Origin of the sequence: Frondihabitans cladoniiphilus, from assembly GCF_039544345.1 — a bacterium.
Lineage (GTDB): Bacteria > Actinomycetota > Actinomycetes > Actinomycetales > Microbacteriaceae > Frondihabitans > Frondihabitans cladoniiphilus.
Genome location: NZ_BAABLM010000002.1, coordinates 323,618 through 338,465, shown reverse-complemented (window position 1 = coordinate 338,465; position 14,848 = coordinate 323,618). Strand labels below are relative to the sequence as shown.

Annotated in this window: 16 protein-coding genes; 7 read left to right on the top strand and 9 right to left on the bottom strand. The window is 70.0% G+C overall.

Annotated features, from left to right (window positions below; all coding sequences use genetic code 11):
* Positions 1-7: 7 nt before the first annotated feature.
* Positions 8-682 carry a TMEM175 family protein gene (locus ABEA39_RS06575; RefSeq protein ID WP_345374579.1) on the top strand — a complete coding sequence of 225 codons (675 nt, stop codon included), beginning with the start codon at positions 8-10 and terminating at the stop codon, positions 680-682.
* A 17-nt stretch (positions 683-699) separates the two neighbouring features.
* Here ABEA39_RS06575 and ABEA39_RS06570 read toward each other — a convergent pair whose 3' ends face one another.
* The 5 genes from ABEA39_RS06570 to ABEA39_RS06550 form a co-directional block, all read right to left on the bottom strand.
* Positions 700-1,569, bottom strand: coding sequence for an ABC transporter permease (locus ABEA39_RS06570; protein ID WP_425556933.1), 870 nt, complete (start codon positions 1,567-1,569; stop codon positions 700-702).
* A complete protein-coding gene (locus tag ABEA39_RS06565; RefSeq protein ID WP_345374578.1) occupies positions 1,559-2,536 on the bottom strand; it encodes an ABC transporter ATP-binding protein in 978 nt (325 codons plus the stop codon). Before ABEA39_RS06565 ends, ABEA39_RS06570 begins: the two co-directional genes overlap by 11 nt.
* Positions 2,533-3,747, bottom strand: a complete 1,215-nt coding sequence (locus ABEA39_RS06560) for a LolA family protein (protein WP_345374576.1) — start codon at positions 3,745-3,747, stop codon at positions 2,533-2,535. Before ABEA39_RS06560 ends, ABEA39_RS06565 begins: the two co-directional genes overlap by 4 nt.
* A gap of 380 nt (positions 3,748-4,127) precedes the next feature.
* Complete coding sequence (locus ABEA39_RS06555; protein WP_345374574.1) at positions 4,128-4,982, bottom strand: hypothetical protein; 855 nt, start codon at positions 4,980-4,982, stop codon at positions 4,128-4,130.
* Positions 4,979-5,350 carry a PadR family transcriptional regulator gene (locus ABEA39_RS06550; protein ID WP_345374572.1) on the bottom strand — a complete coding sequence of 124 codons (372 nt, stop codon included), beginning with the start codon at positions 5,348-5,350 and terminating at the stop codon, positions 4,979-4,981. Before ABEA39_RS06550 ends, ABEA39_RS06555 begins: the two co-directional genes overlap by 4 nt.
* A gap of 233 nt (positions 5,351-5,583) precedes the next feature.
* On the opposite strand from ABEA39_RS06550, the gene ABEA39_RS06545 reads away from it, so the two are divergent.
* Together ABEA39_RS06545 and ABEA39_RS06540 are read left to right on the top strand one after the other, a co-directional pair.
* Positions 5,584-6,087, top strand: a complete 504-nt coding sequence (locus tag ABEA39_RS06545; RefSeq protein WP_345374570.1) for a hypothetical protein — start codon at positions 5,584-5,586, stop codon at positions 6,085-6,087.
* A complete protein-coding gene (locus ABEA39_RS06540) occupies positions 6,084-6,593 on the top strand; it encodes a DUF4240 domain-containing protein (RefSeq protein ID WP_345374568.1) in 510 nt (169 codons plus the stop codon). The genes ABEA39_RS06545 and ABEA39_RS06540 overlap by 4 nt, the downstream gene beginning before the upstream one ends.
* On the opposite strand, the gene ABEA39_RS06535 is transcribed toward ABEA39_RS06540, so the two are convergent.
* The gene (locus ABEA39_RS06535; RefSeq protein WP_345374566.1) at positions 6,590-7,210 is read right to left on the bottom strand and encodes a ribonuclease E inhibitor RraB; all 621 of its coding nucleotides are present in this window, start codon (positions 7,208-7,210) and stop codon (positions 6,590-6,592) included. The genes ABEA39_RS06540 and ABEA39_RS06535 overlap by 4 nt on opposite strands.
* 60 nt (positions 7,211-7,270) lie before the next feature.
* Between ABEA39_RS06535 and ABEA39_RS06530 the strand changes: the two genes are divergently transcribed.
* Positions 7,271-7,951 (top strand): SDR family NAD(P)-dependent oxidoreductase, encoded by a 681-nt coding sequence (locus ABEA39_RS06530; protein ID WP_345374564.1) that lies wholly within the window; start codon positions 7,271-7,273, stop codon positions 7,949-7,951.
* Between the two features lie 87 nt (positions 7,952-8,038).
* Here ABEA39_RS06530 and ABEA39_RS06525 read toward each other — a convergent pair whose 3' ends face one another.
* Both ABEA39_RS06525 and ABEA39_RS06520 read right to left on the bottom strand, forming a co-directional pair.
* The gene (locus ABEA39_RS06525) at positions 8,039-8,521 is read right to left on the bottom strand and encodes an FBP domain-containing protein (RefSeq protein ID WP_345374561.1); all 483 of its coding nucleotides are present in this window, start codon (positions 8,519-8,521) and stop codon (positions 8,039-8,041) included.
* A gap of 75 nt (positions 8,522-8,596) precedes the next feature.
* A complete protein-coding gene (locus ABEA39_RS06520; protein ID WP_345374559.1) occupies positions 8,597-9,604 on the bottom strand; it encodes a LacI family DNA-binding transcriptional regulator in 1,008 nt (335 codons plus the stop codon).
* A 147-nt stretch (positions 9,605-9,751) separates the two neighbouring features.
* Here ABEA39_RS06520 and ABEA39_RS06515 point away from each other — a divergent pair, with 147 nt between their 5' ends.
* From ABEA39_RS06515 to ABEA39_RS06505, 3 genes are all read left to right on the top strand, one after another.
* Positions 9,752-10,963 carry a Gfo/Idh/MocA family protein gene (locus ABEA39_RS06515; RefSeq protein ID WP_345374557.1) on the top strand — a complete coding sequence of 404 codons (1,212 nt, stop codon included), beginning with the start codon at positions 9,752-9,754 and terminating at the stop codon, positions 10,961-10,963.
* Positions 10,960-11,979, top strand: a complete 1,020-nt coding sequence (locus ABEA39_RS06510) for a Gfo/Idh/MocA family oxidoreductase (protein ID WP_345374555.1) — start codon at positions 10,960-10,962, stop codon at positions 11,977-11,979. The genes ABEA39_RS06515 and ABEA39_RS06510 overlap by 4 nt, the downstream gene beginning before the upstream one ends.
* Positions 11,980-12,122: 143 nt before the next feature.
* The gene (locus tag ABEA39_RS06505; protein WP_345375293.1) at positions 12,123-13,682 is read left to right on the top strand and encodes a sugar porter family MFS transporter; all 1,560 of its coding nucleotides are present in this window, start codon (positions 12,123-12,125) and stop codon (positions 13,680-13,682) included.
* Positions 13,683-13,751: 69 nt separating this feature from the next.
* Here the strand turns inward: ABEA39_RS06505 and ABEA39_RS06500 are convergent, their stop codons facing one another.
* Entirely contained in the window at positions 13,752-14,819 is a 1,068-nt protein-coding gene (locus tag ABEA39_RS06500) for a DUF475 domain-containing protein (RefSeq protein WP_345374553.1), read from the bottom strand.
* Between the last annotated feature and the right edge of the window lie 29 nt (positions 14,820-14,848).

Sequence of the window (14,848 nt, the reverse complement as noted above, 5' to 3'; positions counted from 1 at the left end):
TGGCACTGTGAACTCCCACGGACTCGACCGCATCATCGCCTTCAGTGACGCCGTCGTGGCCATCGCGATCACGCTCATCATCCTTCCGCTGGTGGACACGGCGGGTGACCTGCGGAACGCCACGGTGGGGGACTGGCTCCAACAGAACGTGGGCAGTCTGGCCGCCGCGGCCCTGAGCTTCGCCGTCATCGGCAGCTTCTGGCTGCAGCATCACTCTCTGTACGAGCGGATCGAGGGCTACACCCGTCCGACGGTGTACCTGAACTTCGTGTGGCTCGCCGGGATCGTGTTCCTCCCCCTGCCGACGGTTCTCCTCGTCGAAGCGCGGGGAGACGATCGCGGTGCCCCTGTGCTCTACATCTCGACGATGCTGGTCTCGATCGCGGCCCTGGCCCTCGTGGAGACACTGTCGAAGCGCGCCGGCCTGGTGAAGGAGGCCACGAGTCTCGTCGTGCGGCGGCAGCGGCACTGGTATCCGGTGATCCTGATGGCCGTCGCCCTGGTTCTCGCCGCCACCGTGCCCGGGGTGGGCAACAAAGCCCTCTTCGTCCTGCTCCTCACCTCGCCGATCGCGTCGTTCCGTCGGCGCCTGCATCCGAAGGGGGATGCGGGGAGTACCGAGGCCCCGGCGACGGCCGAGGCGGATTCCGCGCCGCCTCGAGCCGGAGCTTCTCCCGAGTAGCCGTCCGGGCCCCGGGGTCAGCTCAGGATGTCCTTCGTGGTGAATCGGCCGAAGGCCAGGAACCCGAACACGACGACGTAGCCGAGCTGCAGGAGGGCGTTCGAACCGAAGTTCTCCCACGAGATGGGCGAGCGGAAGAAGTCGGCGAACCCGAGCCAGTAGTTCGTGAAGAGCCACGGCTGGAGGAACGCGAGCTGCGGAAGGGCGCCGATGATCTGCGCGACGGTCGAGAGCACGATGGTGGCCGCCATGGCGCCGACGGGCACGGACGTGAGCGTCGAGATGAAGAGGCCGATGGCGCTGAGGCCGAGTAGCGAGATGGTCACGTAGAGGGCCATGAGGAGCATCCGGCCCGCGTAGCCGGCGAACCCGACCGTGTCGCCCGAGAGGAGGGTCACGGGCCCGACGGGGAAGAGCAGCACGCCGACGATGGCCCCGAACACCACGATGACGAGGGTCCCGGCGGCGCAGAAAGCCGCCGCGCCGACGTACTTCACGACGAGCAGGCGGATGCGCCCGGCCGGGGCCACGAGCAGGTAGCGGAGGGTTCCGAGGCCCGCCTCGCCCGCGATCGTGTCGCCCGCCACGACCCCGACGGTGAGGGGCAGGAACAGGGGGATCGCCACGGTCAGCGCCGTGAGCGAGACGAAGAGGCCGTTCTGGGTGATGTCGCCGAGGAACGCGGGGCCGCGGCTGCCGTCGCGGCTCGTCGTGACCCGCACGGCGATGGCGAGGAGCACGGGGATCGCGGCCAGCGCCCCGAGCATGGCGATGGTGCGGGTGCGGCGGAACAGGACCGCTATCTCGCTTGCGACAAGGCCCAGGCCGAGGCCGCGTGTCGGGCCGAGTGGTGCGGTGGCGCGTGTGGCGGTCGGGTCAGCCGGCAACGTCGAACCCCTCTCCGGTCAGGTCGACGAATCGGTCTTCGAGGCTGGCCCCGGCGACCTGGATGCCGCGGACGCGCACCCCGCCCTCGACGAGAGCCGCGGTGATCCGCTCGGGCAGCAGCCCGTCGAGCGGAACCTCGGCCGTGACGGTCGCCGGGTGGCTCGCCTCGTCGTCGTGACCGGGAGCGAGCGTGGGATGCAGCCCCAGACCGCCCAGGACCCTCACCGCGTCGTCCGGGTCGGGCGTGAGCACAGTGACGCGTTGCACGCCCTGCGCCCGCAGCTCGTCGAGAGTGCCCTGCGTCAGGAGTCGGCCGGCGCTCATCACGGCCACGTGCGTGCACATCTGCTCGATCTCGGACAGGAGGTGGCTCGAGACGAAGATCGTCGTGCCCTCGTCGGCCAGGGACGAGATGAGCTGCCGGACCTCGCGGGTGCCCTGCGGATCGAGACCGTTGCTCGGCTCGTCGAGGATGAGGAGGTCGCGCGGCATCAGCAGAGCGTTGGCGATGCCGAGCCGCTGCTTCATGCCGAGGGAGTAGGCGTGCGCCTTCTTGGTGGCGGCGTGGGTGAGGCCGACCCGGTCGAGGGCCGCGTCCACGCGGGCGTCACGGGTGGCTCCGGACGCGTACCGGTCGGCGGTGTCGAGCCGGCGGAGGTTGGCGCGGCCCGTGAGGAACGGGTAGAACGACGGCCCTTCGACGAGGGCCCCGACGCGCGGGAGGATCGAGTGGGCGCGGTCGGGCATGGCGCCGCCGAGCATCCGCACCTCGCCGCTCGTCGCCTGCGTGAGCCCGAGCAGCATGCGGATCGTCGAGGTCTTGCCGGAACCGTTCGGCCCCAGGAAGCCGAAGACGCTGCCGCGGGGCACGGCGAGGTCGACGTCGTTCACGGCGAGCTGCTTGCCGAAGGACTTCGTCAGCGCCTTCGTCTGGATGGCGAAATCGGCCGTGTCGGCTGGGCTCACTTGCCGGCTGCTGCGGCTTCGAGTGCGCTGGCGGGGACGGCTCCGATGTAGGCCTTGCCCGAGTCGGTCAGGTAGACCGAGACGAGTGCGGTCTGGAGGACGCGACCGCCGTCGACCTTGGTCAGGACCTGGTCGAGGAGGGCCGACTGCTTGCCCGAACCGGTCAGGCCCGCGGTGGCCTTCGCTGGGAGCGTGATGCCGGCGATCGTGCTCCAGCCGGTGCCGGTGACCGTGGGGGCGAGAGCTGCGTACGCGGCCTTGGCCTTGTTCGCGCGGGCGGTCTGCTGCTCCGTCGCGTTGTTGAGCGCGCCGTCCTGGCTGAGAGCGCCCGGGTGCTTGAACTGGCCGGACGTGTCTGCGGTCGTGGGGGTCTTGAGGGTGGTGACCTTGGCGCCCTTCGGGGCCGTGAACGTGAAGACGCTCGCCTTGGGGGCGCCGAAGGAGATGCTCGTGAATTCGGCGGTGTAGGCGGCTTTGGTCTGCTTCTTCGCCGTGATCGTCACCTTGAGCGGCACGCCGGTCGACGCGTCGACGGCCAGCGTGACGTGACCGACGAGGGTCGTGGAGTCTTTGGGGGTGAGGACGATCTCGTACGCCTTGCGGCCGGCGACCTTCACGTTGTCGCTGGTGGTGACGGTGGTCGTCGGACCGATCTTGGCGAGGAACGCCTGCGCGAGCTGCTGCGGCGTCTTCGGTGTCGCGCTCGCCTCGGGGGCCTGGGTCTCGGCCTGTGCTCGGGCCTGCTCGCGTGCTTTGATGCTCGCCGCGCTCGGCAGGGTCACGTGCGTGGCCGTGTTCTTCTGCGAGTCGTAGGCCCAGACGGATGAGCCGTTGACGATCAGGTCGCGCTCGGCGAGGGTGTCGAGGGTCTGGATGCGCGAGGCCGTGGTGCCGTCGACGTAGACCTTCGCCTTGTGCGTGCCGGTGAGCTGGGTCAGCGCGTCGGAGATGCTGGAGTTGTCGCTGCCGCTCGCGCCGGCCCCGCCGAGTGCCGAGCTCGAGATGTCGGGGAAGCCGAGATTGGCGGTGGTCTGCACGGTGCCGGTGAAGGACGCGCCCGGACTCTTCAGTGCGAGGGCGGCGATCTGGTCGGCGGTCTTCGTGGGGAGGCTGACCGCGGCGTTGGCCATGGCGGGAACCGTGACGGCCCCGGCGATGACGACGACCGGGACGGCGACGGCGGGGATCCAACGGAGCGTGGACTTCTTCATGGCAGGGAACCTTTCGACACGCCTCGGCGCAGGCTTGCAGCGGCGTATGGATCGGCACGCTACGCGGTGTTTCTGCGAGGCGGCTGCCTTTTCGGCGGTGTTTTCCGTCGGTCTCGTCGATGGGGCTCTCGTGGTTGCGGCGGCGAGCCCCGTCGATTCGGCGGGTGCCCGCGCTCTCGGCACGCTGCCCCCGTCGATTCGGCAGCTGCCCCGTCGATTCGGCAGGTGCCCGGGTTCTCGGCGCCCTGCCCCCGCTTTTTCGGCACGGGCCCGACGACTTTTCGCCGGGCCTCTGCCGTTTCGGCGGGGGCCCGGGTCGGGAGTGCCCGTCGGCGCTGCGGGTCAGAGTCCCAGAAATTGCCGGATGCTCGTGATCGGGTTCACGAGGTCGGCTCGCCCGATCGTCCCGTCAAGGAGACCGGGGCCGCTGCCGTTCTGCTTCGCGAGGAGATGCGCCCGGCGAGGAGGGCAGCCACGGCGCAGGCCCCGAAGGGCACGAGGTTGAGCATCCAGTAGGTGAACGCCAGAACGGCCGCCGGAGCATTCAGATCCGAGAAGGCGAATTCCTGCGCTGAGCGTGCCGCGCAGAGCACGAGAACGGGAAGAAGCGTGACCAGCCAGACCCGTCCGCGATGACCGCGCGCAAAGAGCCAGACAAAGACCGAGCCGGCGACGACCACCCCGATGATGAGCCAGTCGGGAGCGAACATCCGGCCGAATCCGACGACGTAGCTTCCGAAGAGGACTGTCAGGAGAACCGTCATTCCCATTGCGAGGGACCGTCGGCGACGGGTGCCGCCTTCGGAGAGCCCGAGGGCGCCCATGAACAGCAGACCGGGTATACCGGCGATGACGCCGTCGACTGCCAGGTAGAAGGTGCGCGATAGAGGTGTGCCGCCGTACCGGCCGAGGAGTATGAGGAGCAGAGCCCCGACGAACATCGACAGGAACGCCAGCGCGATCAGCACCGATTCCGTGCGGAGCGTGTGAGGCACGCGGTGGTGGCCGGTGACGGGAACGGTGGTCATGGGGGAGTCCTCCCAAGTGGATCGATGGGTGGCGCGGTGGTGGAAGAGCGCGGTGGTGAAGGCGCCCATGCCGAGACGGAGCGAGCTGAGGCCGAGCTCGTCGGCGCCGTCGAGGTCGGCGAGCCACTGCTCCCGGCGCGTGTCGCGGTGCGCGGCGGGGGAGAGGCTGACGGCGGCGTCGACGAGGCGGCGGTCGAGGCCGGTCACGGGGTTGCCGTCCGACCCGAAGGGGCGCCGGGGACACCGGGGGTGCCGCCGGCTCGGGCGCTTCGCGAGGGACGGGCCGCAGCAGTCGCCCGACGCTCGGCCGCGCCCGCCACGAGCTCCATCGCGGCGACGCGCCCGTCGGCGGTGAACTCGTACAGTCGCCGGCGGGGGCCGCTGCGTTCGGCCTCCTCCCACGATCCGACGATCCACCCCTGGCGTTCGAGGCGTTCGAGCAGCGGATAGACGGTGCCCGACGGGCGCCCCGTCTCCTTGATGATGACGAGCCCCCACACCGGACCCTCGGTGCTGCCGAGCAGGCACTCGAGCACGTCGAGGGTCGGCGCGGTGACGCGTTGAAGTGGTTCCATGTCGCTAATCTAGCTATGTCGATTAGCGCTCGTCAAGCAAGTCCCGCTCGTGTGGCCCCGTTCGGCTCACCGAGCGGGCGGAAACGGCCACCCGCGCGCATCCCACCGGCCGTCTGCGCCCACTCGGCGGCCCGGGGCCCGACTGAGACGCGGGGCCCGACTGAGACGCGAGGCTCGACCTACGGGATCCTGACCGCCTTGTCGAGCCCTACGATGACATCCGAGGGGGGACGATGAGACGTCTGTTGAGCATCCGGGTCACGACCTGGCCGACGAAGGTCGCCCTTGCGCTCCTGCTCGGGGGTGTCCTCGGCGAAGTCGTCGTGGGGCAGGGCTTGCGTCTCCTGCACGTCGACCACGACGTCATCGGCATCGTCGGCGTGCTGTTCGATCTGGCCGTGGTCCTGTACTGCTCCCGCGTCTTCCGCGGTCGAGGCGAGACGCGCGACTCGGCGCGGCGGCTCGGACAGATGACTGCCACGGCGCGGTCGAGCCGGGGCCTAGGCGTCCTCTTCGCCGTGATCGCCGGCTTCGGAATCCTCGGCTTCCTCTTCCTCGAACTCATCGGGCGCGCCCGGGTGGATGTTGTCGGCGACGTCGCCGGCCTCGTGTTGTGGCTTGCGCTCGCCGTCCTCTATCTCCGCTCCGGCGCCCTTCTGCGCAGCCGCGAGGCGGGGGATCCGCACCCCGACGCAGCCGACAGTCCGCCCCCGGCTAAAGGACTCGCGACACCGTGAACGATTTCTACGACCTGATCGACGCGGCCCGTGGAGGCGTCGGCGACGAGAAGACGCCCAGCGCGGATCCGGATCGCCTGCGCGAAGTCCTCGAGGCGATCGACGACGAGGCCGTCCTGGCGTTCGGCGTCGCCTTCCAGAACGAACTCATCCGCCTCAACGAGTGGCGGGTCTGGGATGCCGGCTATGTAGCCAGCGGGGCTCTCAGCAACGACGGCTTCCATTACTTCCGCTCGTGGCTCATCGGCAAGGGGCGAGCAGCGGTGGAGCAGGCGCTCGCTGATCCGGACGGTCTGGTGCCGTACCTCGACGACCCCGACATCGACAACGAGCTGCTCGAGTACGTGCCCATCGACGTGCTCGAAGAGCGGGGCGTCGACGCCGACCCCCGCGACGCGATCGACGAGAGCCCGGACGAGGAAGCCCGGGGTGACCAGATCGAAGACGAGAAGACTCTCGACTCCTACTTCCCACGCTTGGCCTCCTGGCGGGCGTCGCTCGGCTAGAACTTCCCGTCGTTCGCTCGTAGGTGATTCATCACGGCCTGCATTTCGTTGCGCTGCGCGTCGCGGGAGGAGCCGGGCATCTCCCGAATTCGGAGTTCCTCGATCGTCTGGCCTTGACGCCGTGCCGTCCGTTCCCACGATTGGAGGCGCCGAAAGGCGTTGCGCGAGCGGCCGGCGAGGGCGCCGTTGCCGAAGGCGATCCCGAAGACAGCGGACCCGCGCGTCAGGTCCGGCGAGAGCCCCGTCGTGAATCCGATCAGAGGCCCGCGAGCCGGCGCCGGGTCCTCGGCCTGCCGCACCTCCCCGCCCCACCCGTCGTACGCCCCGCCATGGGCCGCGACGACGCCGTAGACCTCTCGGGTGAACCGCTCCGGGGCGTCGCCGGCCAGCGAGTCGACCCGGTTCGCCTCAAGAGTCGACTTGAGCAGGCCGCCGCTCACACTCACCCGGTACCCGAGCTCTTGCAGGGCCAGAGCCGCCTCGCGAGCGGCGGACTTCCTCTGGAAGAATGCCGTGTGGTCGATCTGCCGCGGCACGTCGAGCTGGTCACCGATCCTCGCGCGGTGGGCGAGCTGAGGAGCGATGACGGCCAGGGCGGAGTCGAGGGTATCGGCCATGCCGCCACCCTAGCGACGGACGAGGGCGCGACGCGGGATCCACGCGCCTAGGCTCCAGGCATGAGCGAACTCGCGGGAGCCGTCGTGCTGGTGGCCGGAGCATCCGGAGGCCTGGGTCGGATCCTCGCCGCGCAACTGGAGGCAGCGGGCGCCGTCGTGGTCCGGGCGGGCCGCAGTGCCGACAGGCTCCAGGGGCCGGACGCCTACCTCGCGGACCTCCGCGAACGGACGGGTGGTGCATCCCTCGTCGCAGCCGCCTTGCAGGCCCACGGGCACCTCGACGGCGTGATCGTCGCCGCGGGAGTGGTGGCGTTCGGCCCGGTCGCCGAACTCGACGACGACGTGCTCGACGAGCTGTTCGAGACCAACGCGCTCGGGCCGATCCGCTTGATCCGGGCCGCGCACCCGGCGCTCAAGGCGAGCGCAGCGGGCGGCGGCAAACCGTTCGTCCTCACGCTGAGCGGCGTCGTGGCGGAGAGCCCGACCGCCGGAATGGCCGCCTACTCCGCATCGAAGGCCGCGCTCGCCGCATTCCTGAGCGCCACCTCGCGTGAGTTCCGCCGAGACGGGATCCGAGCGGTGGATGCACGGCCCGGCCACACCGAGACCCACCTCTCCGAGCATCCGCTCGCCGGAGCGGCCCCGTCGTTCCCTCCGGGGCTCGCGCCTGAGGCCGTTGCCTCCCGCATCGTGCGTGCCCTCGTCGACGACGAGAAGGACCTCCCCAGCAGCGCCTTCTGAGCGCGTCCGGGCGACGAGTGTCCACTCGATGCTCCGTCGACGTCGACCGGGAGCATCAAAAGGACACTCGCTGGCGGTGAGCGACCGCTAGGCCGTCTTCATCACGTCGGCGGTGAAGCGCTGCACGCGCTCGGCCAGGCCGGCGGCGCGGCGCGCGATGTTCTCCGGCGGGTTCAGGTGCGGCGGCGCCACGCGGATCAGCATCGAGCACGCCAGGTCTTCGCAGATGTAGGTGCCGAGCGTGTTGCCGTTGAGGCCCGCCTCGCCGGCCTTGGGCGCCGTGAACAGGCGCACCTGAGTGGCCGGCTGCGGCGAGTGGCAGAGCGAGCACATGGCCGCGATGCCCGGGCGGAGCGAAGCACCCGAGGTGCGGACGACGAGGCCGACGGGCCGATCGTCCATCCAGTGGACGATGTAGCCGCGGAGGTGGGCCTGCGAGTCTCGCCAGCCGAGGAACTCCCGCTCCTCCCACAGCATCTCGTGGAGCCCCGGGATCGGCAGACGGTCGAGGTCGCCGGGCAGCGCGTTGACGAACGACGACAGGATGTCTTCTTCGGTGAGCGGCTTCACGATCCCCTCTCCAGGTCGGGCCCCGGGCGGGCCGCGGAAGCTCCCGCAAGCCTAGCCGCGACCGGCGAGGAGGGTTCAGCCTCGCGGCGCAGCAGTGGTGGCTCGAACGCGGAGGATCGGCACGACCGAGTTCGAGCGCGCGGGCAGGTCAGGCTCGAGCATCCTCGTCACCAGCTCCTCGGCTGCGATGCGGCCGACTTCGGCGTTCCTATTGTCGACGCTGGTGAGCGACAGGTGGCGGAGGCGGGCGAGCGAGGTGTCGTCGTAGCCGATCAGGGAGACGTCCTCGGGGACGGAGAGCCCCGCCTCCTCGACGGCGGTGAGCGCTCCGACGGCGCCGACGTCGTTGAACGCGACGATCGCGGTGGGTCGGGGGCCGGAGGCGAACAGCGATGCCGCGGCGACGGATCCGCCCTGCTCGGTCATGTCGTAGGCGGCCGTCCGCACCAGCGAGGTCAGCCCGGCCGAAGCCATCGCCGCCTCGTAGCCCGCCCGCCGACTGCGGCCGACGGCGCCGGGCCCGAGCAGCAGGGCGATGTCGCGGTGGCCGAGCGAGAGGAGGTGCTCGGTCGCGAGCCGCTCGCCCAGCTCGTCGTCGTTCGAGACGGAGTCGACGTGGGGGAGGTGCGGCTCGGTCGTGCCGGCCAGGACGGTCGGCACCTCGGCGGCGATGCGGCGGACGACGTCTTCGTCGGCTGCGGTGCCGATCACGAGCATCCCCTCGATCCGCTGCCCGAGAAAGATCTCGGCCGGATCGCGGCCGGACTTGCGGGTGAGGTGGCTGTCGGCCAGAAGCGGCGAGAGGCCGTGCTCGTGCAGGACGCCGACGGCCTCCTCGACGAGGTCGACGTACCAGGGGTTGCGCAGGTCGTTCAGCAGCACGCCGATGGTGCGGGTGTGCGTCTGGGACAGGTTCTGGGCGTTGAGGTTGGGGCGGTAGCCGAGTTCGGCGATGGCCGCCTCGACGGCTTCGCGGCGTTGCGTGCCCACGTTGCGGCCGCCTTGGAGAACGAGCGAGACCAACGATTTCGACACCCCGGCGCGGGCGGCGACGTCGCGGATCGTGGGTGCTCGATCGGTCATGTCGACTCCCTCCTCGGCGATCTCGGCGAGGTGCTTGACGGCACCTCGCGGAACTTCTAGAGTCTAGATGATTTGGACCGGTCCAACGCCGTCGTCGTGCAAGCGACCGAAGCGTGGGATGCTCCACCCGACTGGCAAGGAGGCCTCATGGATTCACGTACCACCGCGGGCGGCCCGCGTATCAGGATCGGCATGGTCGGTGGGGGCCCGGGTGCCGACATCGGCGCGACCCACCGCTTCGCCCAGCGACTCGACGACCGCTACGAGCTCGTCGCCGGCGTCTTCGGCCAGGACCCCGAGGCGTCGAAGACGTTCGGGGCGGGTCTGCACGTCGACCCCTCGCGCATCTACCCCGACGCCGAGACCATGGCCGACGCCGAAGCCGAGCGTGAGGACGGAATCGAGGTCGTCACGATCGCGACGCCGAACAGCAGTCACCTGCCCCTCGCTCGCATCTTCCTCGAACGCGGGTTCTCCGTCGTCTGCGAGAAGCCGCTGACGACCTCGGTCGCCGACGCGCTCGAGCTGCACCGCCTCGCGACCTCGGCCGGCGTGGTCTTCGCCGTGCCGCACGCCTACTCCGCCTACGCCATGGTGCGCGAGGCAGCCCGCCTCGTCCGCGATGGCGCCCTCGGAAAGCTCACGCTGGTGCAGGTCGAGCACGCCTCCGGCTGGGCCTCCGAGGCGCTCGAGCGCACCGGGCACAAGCAGGCCCTCTGGCGCACCACCCCGGAGATCGCCGGGTTCCCGAGCGTCGTCGGCGATCTCGGCACGCACGCCTTCCACCTCACGCGCTACATCACGGGCCTCGAGCTCGAGGAGGTCTCGGCCGACCTGTCGACCGTCGTTCCCGAGCGCGGGGTGATCGACAACGCGTTCGTGCACCTGCACCTCACGGGCGGAGTGCGCGGGGCGCTCTGGGCCAGCATGGTCGCGACCGGCCAGGAGCACGGTCTGCGCATCCGCGTCTTCGGCGAGAAGGGCAGCCTCGAATGGCGCCACGAGGATCCGCAGCACCTCGTGGTCCGGAGCGCGGACGCGACATCGACGACCCTCGCCCAGGGGCAGGCCCGCCTCTCGGAGGACGCGGCCCGGCTGACGCGAGTCGGACTCGGCCACTCGGAGGGATTCCTCGAGGCCTTCACCGACTTCTACTCGGATGTCGCCGACGCCCTCCTCGCCCGCCGGGACGGCGCTCCCTTCACGCCGCGCGAGCTGTCGTTCCCGACGATCGACGACGGGGTCCTGGGGGTCGCGTTCGTCGACGCCGCGGCGCGGTCGTCGAGCGCTTCCGGGGCCTGGACGAAGCCCTCCGTCTCCCTCGCCGATCTGCACTCCCGAGAGGAGGCTCGCGCATGAGCCTCACGTCGCCCGTCCGTTTCGCCCTGCTCGGGGCCGGTTTCATCGGGTCCGCCCACGCGGTCAATCTCGCCGCGCATCCCGCCGTCGACTTCGCCGTGGTCTTCGACGTCGACCTGCCTCGCGCCACGGCCCTCGCCGCGAAGTACGGAGCCGTGGCCACCGACGATCTCGAGGCCGTGTTCGGCGACCCGTCCATCGACGCCGTGCTGATCGCCTCGTCGACCGACACGCACGCCGAGCACCTCGGCAATGCGGCCAGGGCCGGCAAGGCGATCTTCTGCGAGAAGCCGATCGACCTCGACCTGGCCCGGGCCACCGAGGCCGTCCGTGTCGTCGAGGAGAGCGGCGTGCCGGCCATGATCGACTTCAACCGCCGCTTCGACCGCGACTACGCCTCGCTTCAGGCGCAGGTGCGGGCCGGGGACATCGGCACGGTCGAGCTCGTCCACCTCACCTCGCGGGGCCCCTCCATGCCGCCGCTCGAGTACCTGGCCGTCTCGGGCGGGCAGATGCGCGATCAGGCCGTGCACTTCTTCGACCTGCTCACCTGGATCACGGGGGAGAAGCCGGTCGAGGTCTTCGCAGCGGGTTCGGCTCTCGCCGAGCCGCGCCTCACGGAGATCGGCGACGTCGACACCTCCGTCGTCACCGTGCGTCTCGAGAGCGGCGCTCTGTGCCAGATCGACTGCACCCGTCGCATCGGCTACGGCTACGACGAGCGCATCGAGGTCGTCGGCTCGCTCGGCATGATCGAGGCGCGGCGCCAGCGCAACGGCTCGGTCTCGAAGTACGTCGGCTCGACCATCGTGGAGGACGGCCTGCACGCCGGGTGGTTCGAGCGCCTGCGCGACAGCTACGCCGCGTCACTCGGAGCGTTCGTGTCCGCGCTCGTCGAAGAGCGCACGCCGTCGCCGTCGCTCGCGGACGGCCTCCGTGCCCAGGCGCTCGCGGATGCGGCCACCGAGTCGCTGTCGGTGAGGCGGCCGATCATGGTGACTGCGGTGGAGGTCTAGGCTGCACCTGTCGTCTAATGTAGCTGCCCGCGCGCCCTCGGCCCGCGGGCAGCTTCATGCGTTCTCATTGACATCGTCATGCCTTTGTCACATTGTCGGGACATATGCAGACGGCGCGCCTATCATGATGTGGCGAGACTGGGATCGGTCCAAGTGATGGGTTCCCGCCTCGAGAAAGGTTCGGAGAGAGCGCAGTCGCTTCCTCCGAGGGCCGCCTCGATGCGGCCCGATCACGAAACACCAATGGAGGAACAGTGATCCAGACCGAATCCCCATCGTCGGCGAAAGTGCCCCTTCCGCCACTGACCAAGGGGCCGCACAGCCGGGTGATGTCCACGGTCATCGTCGGCGCGACCTTCGGCGGTCTGCTGTTCGGGTACGACACGGGTGTCATCAACGGGGCCCTCGACTCCCTTCAGAAAGACCTCTCGCTCACCTCGTTCACCGAGGGGTTCGTCACCTCGATCCTCCTGGTCGGCGCCGCTCTGGGGGCCTTCTTCGTCGGTCGCATCGCCGACCGGATCGGCCGCAAGCCCACCGTCACCGCCCTCGCGGTCCTGTTCTTCATCGCCGCGCTCGGATCCGTCTTCGCGCCCACGTGGGAGTTCCTCTCCGTCACCCGCTTCCTGCTCGGGCTCGCCGTCGGCGGCGCTTCGGTGACGGTGCCCGTCTACCTCTCCGAGATCTCCCCGACCGAGCGCCGTGGTCAGTACGTGACGCGGAACGAGCTGATGATCGTGTCCGGTCAGCTCGCCGCCTTCGCCGTCAACGCCGTCATCGGCAGCGTCTGGGGCGAGACCGGCAACGTCTGGCGCTACATGCTCGCCGTGGCCGTGCTCCCTGCCATCGCCCTCTTCATCGGCATGCTCCGCAACCCCGAGAGCCCGCGCTGGCTGCTCTCGAAGGGCCGCGAGGAGGAGGCCCTGAAGGTGCTCCAGAAGATCCGCACGCCCGAGCGGGCCCAGGCCGAGCTCGACGAGGTGCGGCTCCTGGCCCAGGAGGACTCCACCGCCAAGAACGGCACCTACAAAGACCTCCGTGAGCCGTGGATCTTCAAGCTCCTTCTGATCGGCATCGGCCTCGCGATCTCGCAGCAGCTCACCGGCATCAACTCGATCATGTACTATGGCACGCAGGTGCTGCAGCAGTCGGGCTTCAGCCAGCAGGGCGCTCTCATCGCGAACGTCGGGTCGGGCATCATCGCGGTGGTCGCCGTCCTCGTCGGCCTCCGCTTCGTGAACCGGTTCGGCCGCCGCCACTTCCTGATCTTCGGGTTCGCCGGCACGACGGTCTTCCACTTCCTGATCGGATTCACGTCCGTCGTGGTTCCCGAGGGTCTGCTCCGCGCGGTCGTCACGCTGGTCTTCATCATCTGCTTCGTCGGCGTGATGCAGGGCACCATCGGCCCGGTCATCTGGCTGATGCTCTCCGAGATGTTCCCGCTGCGCATCCGCGGTCTCGCCATGGGCCTCACCGTGCTGATCCTCTGGCTCACCAACTTCGTGGTCAGCCTGCTGTTCCCGGTCTTCGTGAAGGGAGTCGGCATCACGCCGACCTTCTTCGTCTTCGCGATCCTCAACCTGCTGGCGTTCTTCTTCGTCCTCCGGTTCGTGCCCGAGACGAACGGCCGCTCGCTCGAACAGCTGGAGGAGGACTTCTCCACCGGCGCGATCTACACGCAGAAGCCGAAGCCGCAGTCCTAGGTCTGCACTCCGACCGCATTCCGACCGCACACCGCCCGGGCCGCCGTTCAGCGGCCCGGGCGTTCGTCGTCAGCCGGCGGTCGCCGCCTGAGCCGCCGCCCGACGCCGACGGCGCCGGGGCAGCGACGTGAGGAACGCGAGCCCGATGATCACGGTGCCGAACCAGCCGGCGACCACGCTCGGGATCGGCACCACCAGGCTCGCCCACAACAGCATCGCGAGCACCCCCAGCACGTAGGCCGCGCCGGCCTTGAGATGCCGCAGGCGAGTCAGACCCGACTCGGAGTCGACCTGCGAGGTGAGTCGGGCGAGGAACACCGCCCCGATCCCGACGCCCGCCGCCGCGACGAGCGCCTGTGCGCCGTAGTCGAGCCCGGTGTCCTGCGACGACAGGCTGTAGACGCCGTCGAGGATCTCGAACAGCATGAACACGGTCAGCCCCCGCTCGAACACGACCGTCGCGGCATGCAGATGCAGCCGCCACCCGGTGGGCGAGCCGTGCTGCGCCGCGGCCGCCACGACCTTGACGCCGAGGTAGGTCGCGATCCCGATGCCGCCCGCCACCGCGACTCCGAGGCGGGAGTCCGGCGCGGTCAAGCCCGTGGCCAGGCCTGCTCCGACGACGGCGAGACCGAGCCCGATCCATCGGGGCGAGCGGACCCCTGCCAGCACGGCCTCGAACCGTCCCAGCCACGGCCGCCGGGGCTTGCGGTCGACGTTGAAGAGGTACTCGGCGAACACCAGGAAGATGAAGACCGCGCCGAACGCGGCGATGTCGGGGCGCGCGGTGGCCAGGTGATCGGCGAACGACGCCGGCCGGAAGACCGCGTCGGCAGCCGCATCCACCGCTGACTCGGCCGTGCTCACGGCCACGGCCGCGGGCGGCAGTAGGAGCCGCATGGCGACGACGCCCAGAACGAGTCCGACCGACAGGAAGAGTCGGCGCGCGGGATGCGCGATGCGGCTCGCGATGCCGGCCATCGGCACCGAGGAGTCGGCCGCCATGGCGATCTCGAGCACCGTCAGCGCCAGGAGGGCGAGGGCGGCCGTGGGGGAGAGGAGGAACCACGCGAGCGGGAGCGCGGCCGCAAGGAGGAGGAGCGGGAGAGCGAGGCTGGAACGGATGATCGGGCGCACGGGGATCCTCTCGACGATGTCGACGGGGT

Excerpts from the sequence above, each read along its gene's own strand:
- ABEA39_RS06550 (WP_345374572.1), bottom strand. The coding sequence starts at position 5,350 with ATGGAACCACTTCAACGCGTCACCGCGCCGACCCTCGACGTGCTCGAG.
- ABEA39_RS06560 (WP_345374576.1), bottom strand. The coding sequence starts at position 3,747 with ATGAAGAAGTCCACGCTCCGTTGGATCCCCGCCGTCGCCGTCCCGGTC.
- ABEA39_RS06530 (WP_345374564.1), top strand. The coding sequence starts at position 7,271 with ATGAGCGAACTCGCGGGAGCCGTCGTGCTGGTGGCCGGAGCATCCGGA.
- ABEA39_RS06510 (WP_345374555.1), top strand. The coding sequence starts at position 10,960 with ATGAGCCTCACGTCGCCCGTCCGTTTCGCCCTGCTCGGGGCCGGTTTC.
- ABEA39_RS06535 (WP_345374566.1), bottom strand. The coding sequence starts at position 7,210 with ATGGCCGATACCCTCGACTCCGCCCTGGCCGTCATCGCTCCTCAGCTC.
- ABEA39_RS06515 (WP_345374557.1), top strand. The coding sequence starts at position 9,752 with ATGGATTCACGTACCACCGCGGGCGGCCCGCGTATCAGGATCGGCATG.
- ABEA39_RS06545 (WP_345374570.1), top strand. The coding sequence starts at position 5,584 with ATGAGACGTCTGTTGAGCATCCGGGTCACGACCTGGCCGACGAAGGTC.
- ABEA39_RS06520 (WP_345374559.1), bottom strand. The coding sequence starts at position 9,604 with ATGACCGATCGAGCACCCACGATCCGCGACGTCGCCGCCCGCGCCGGG.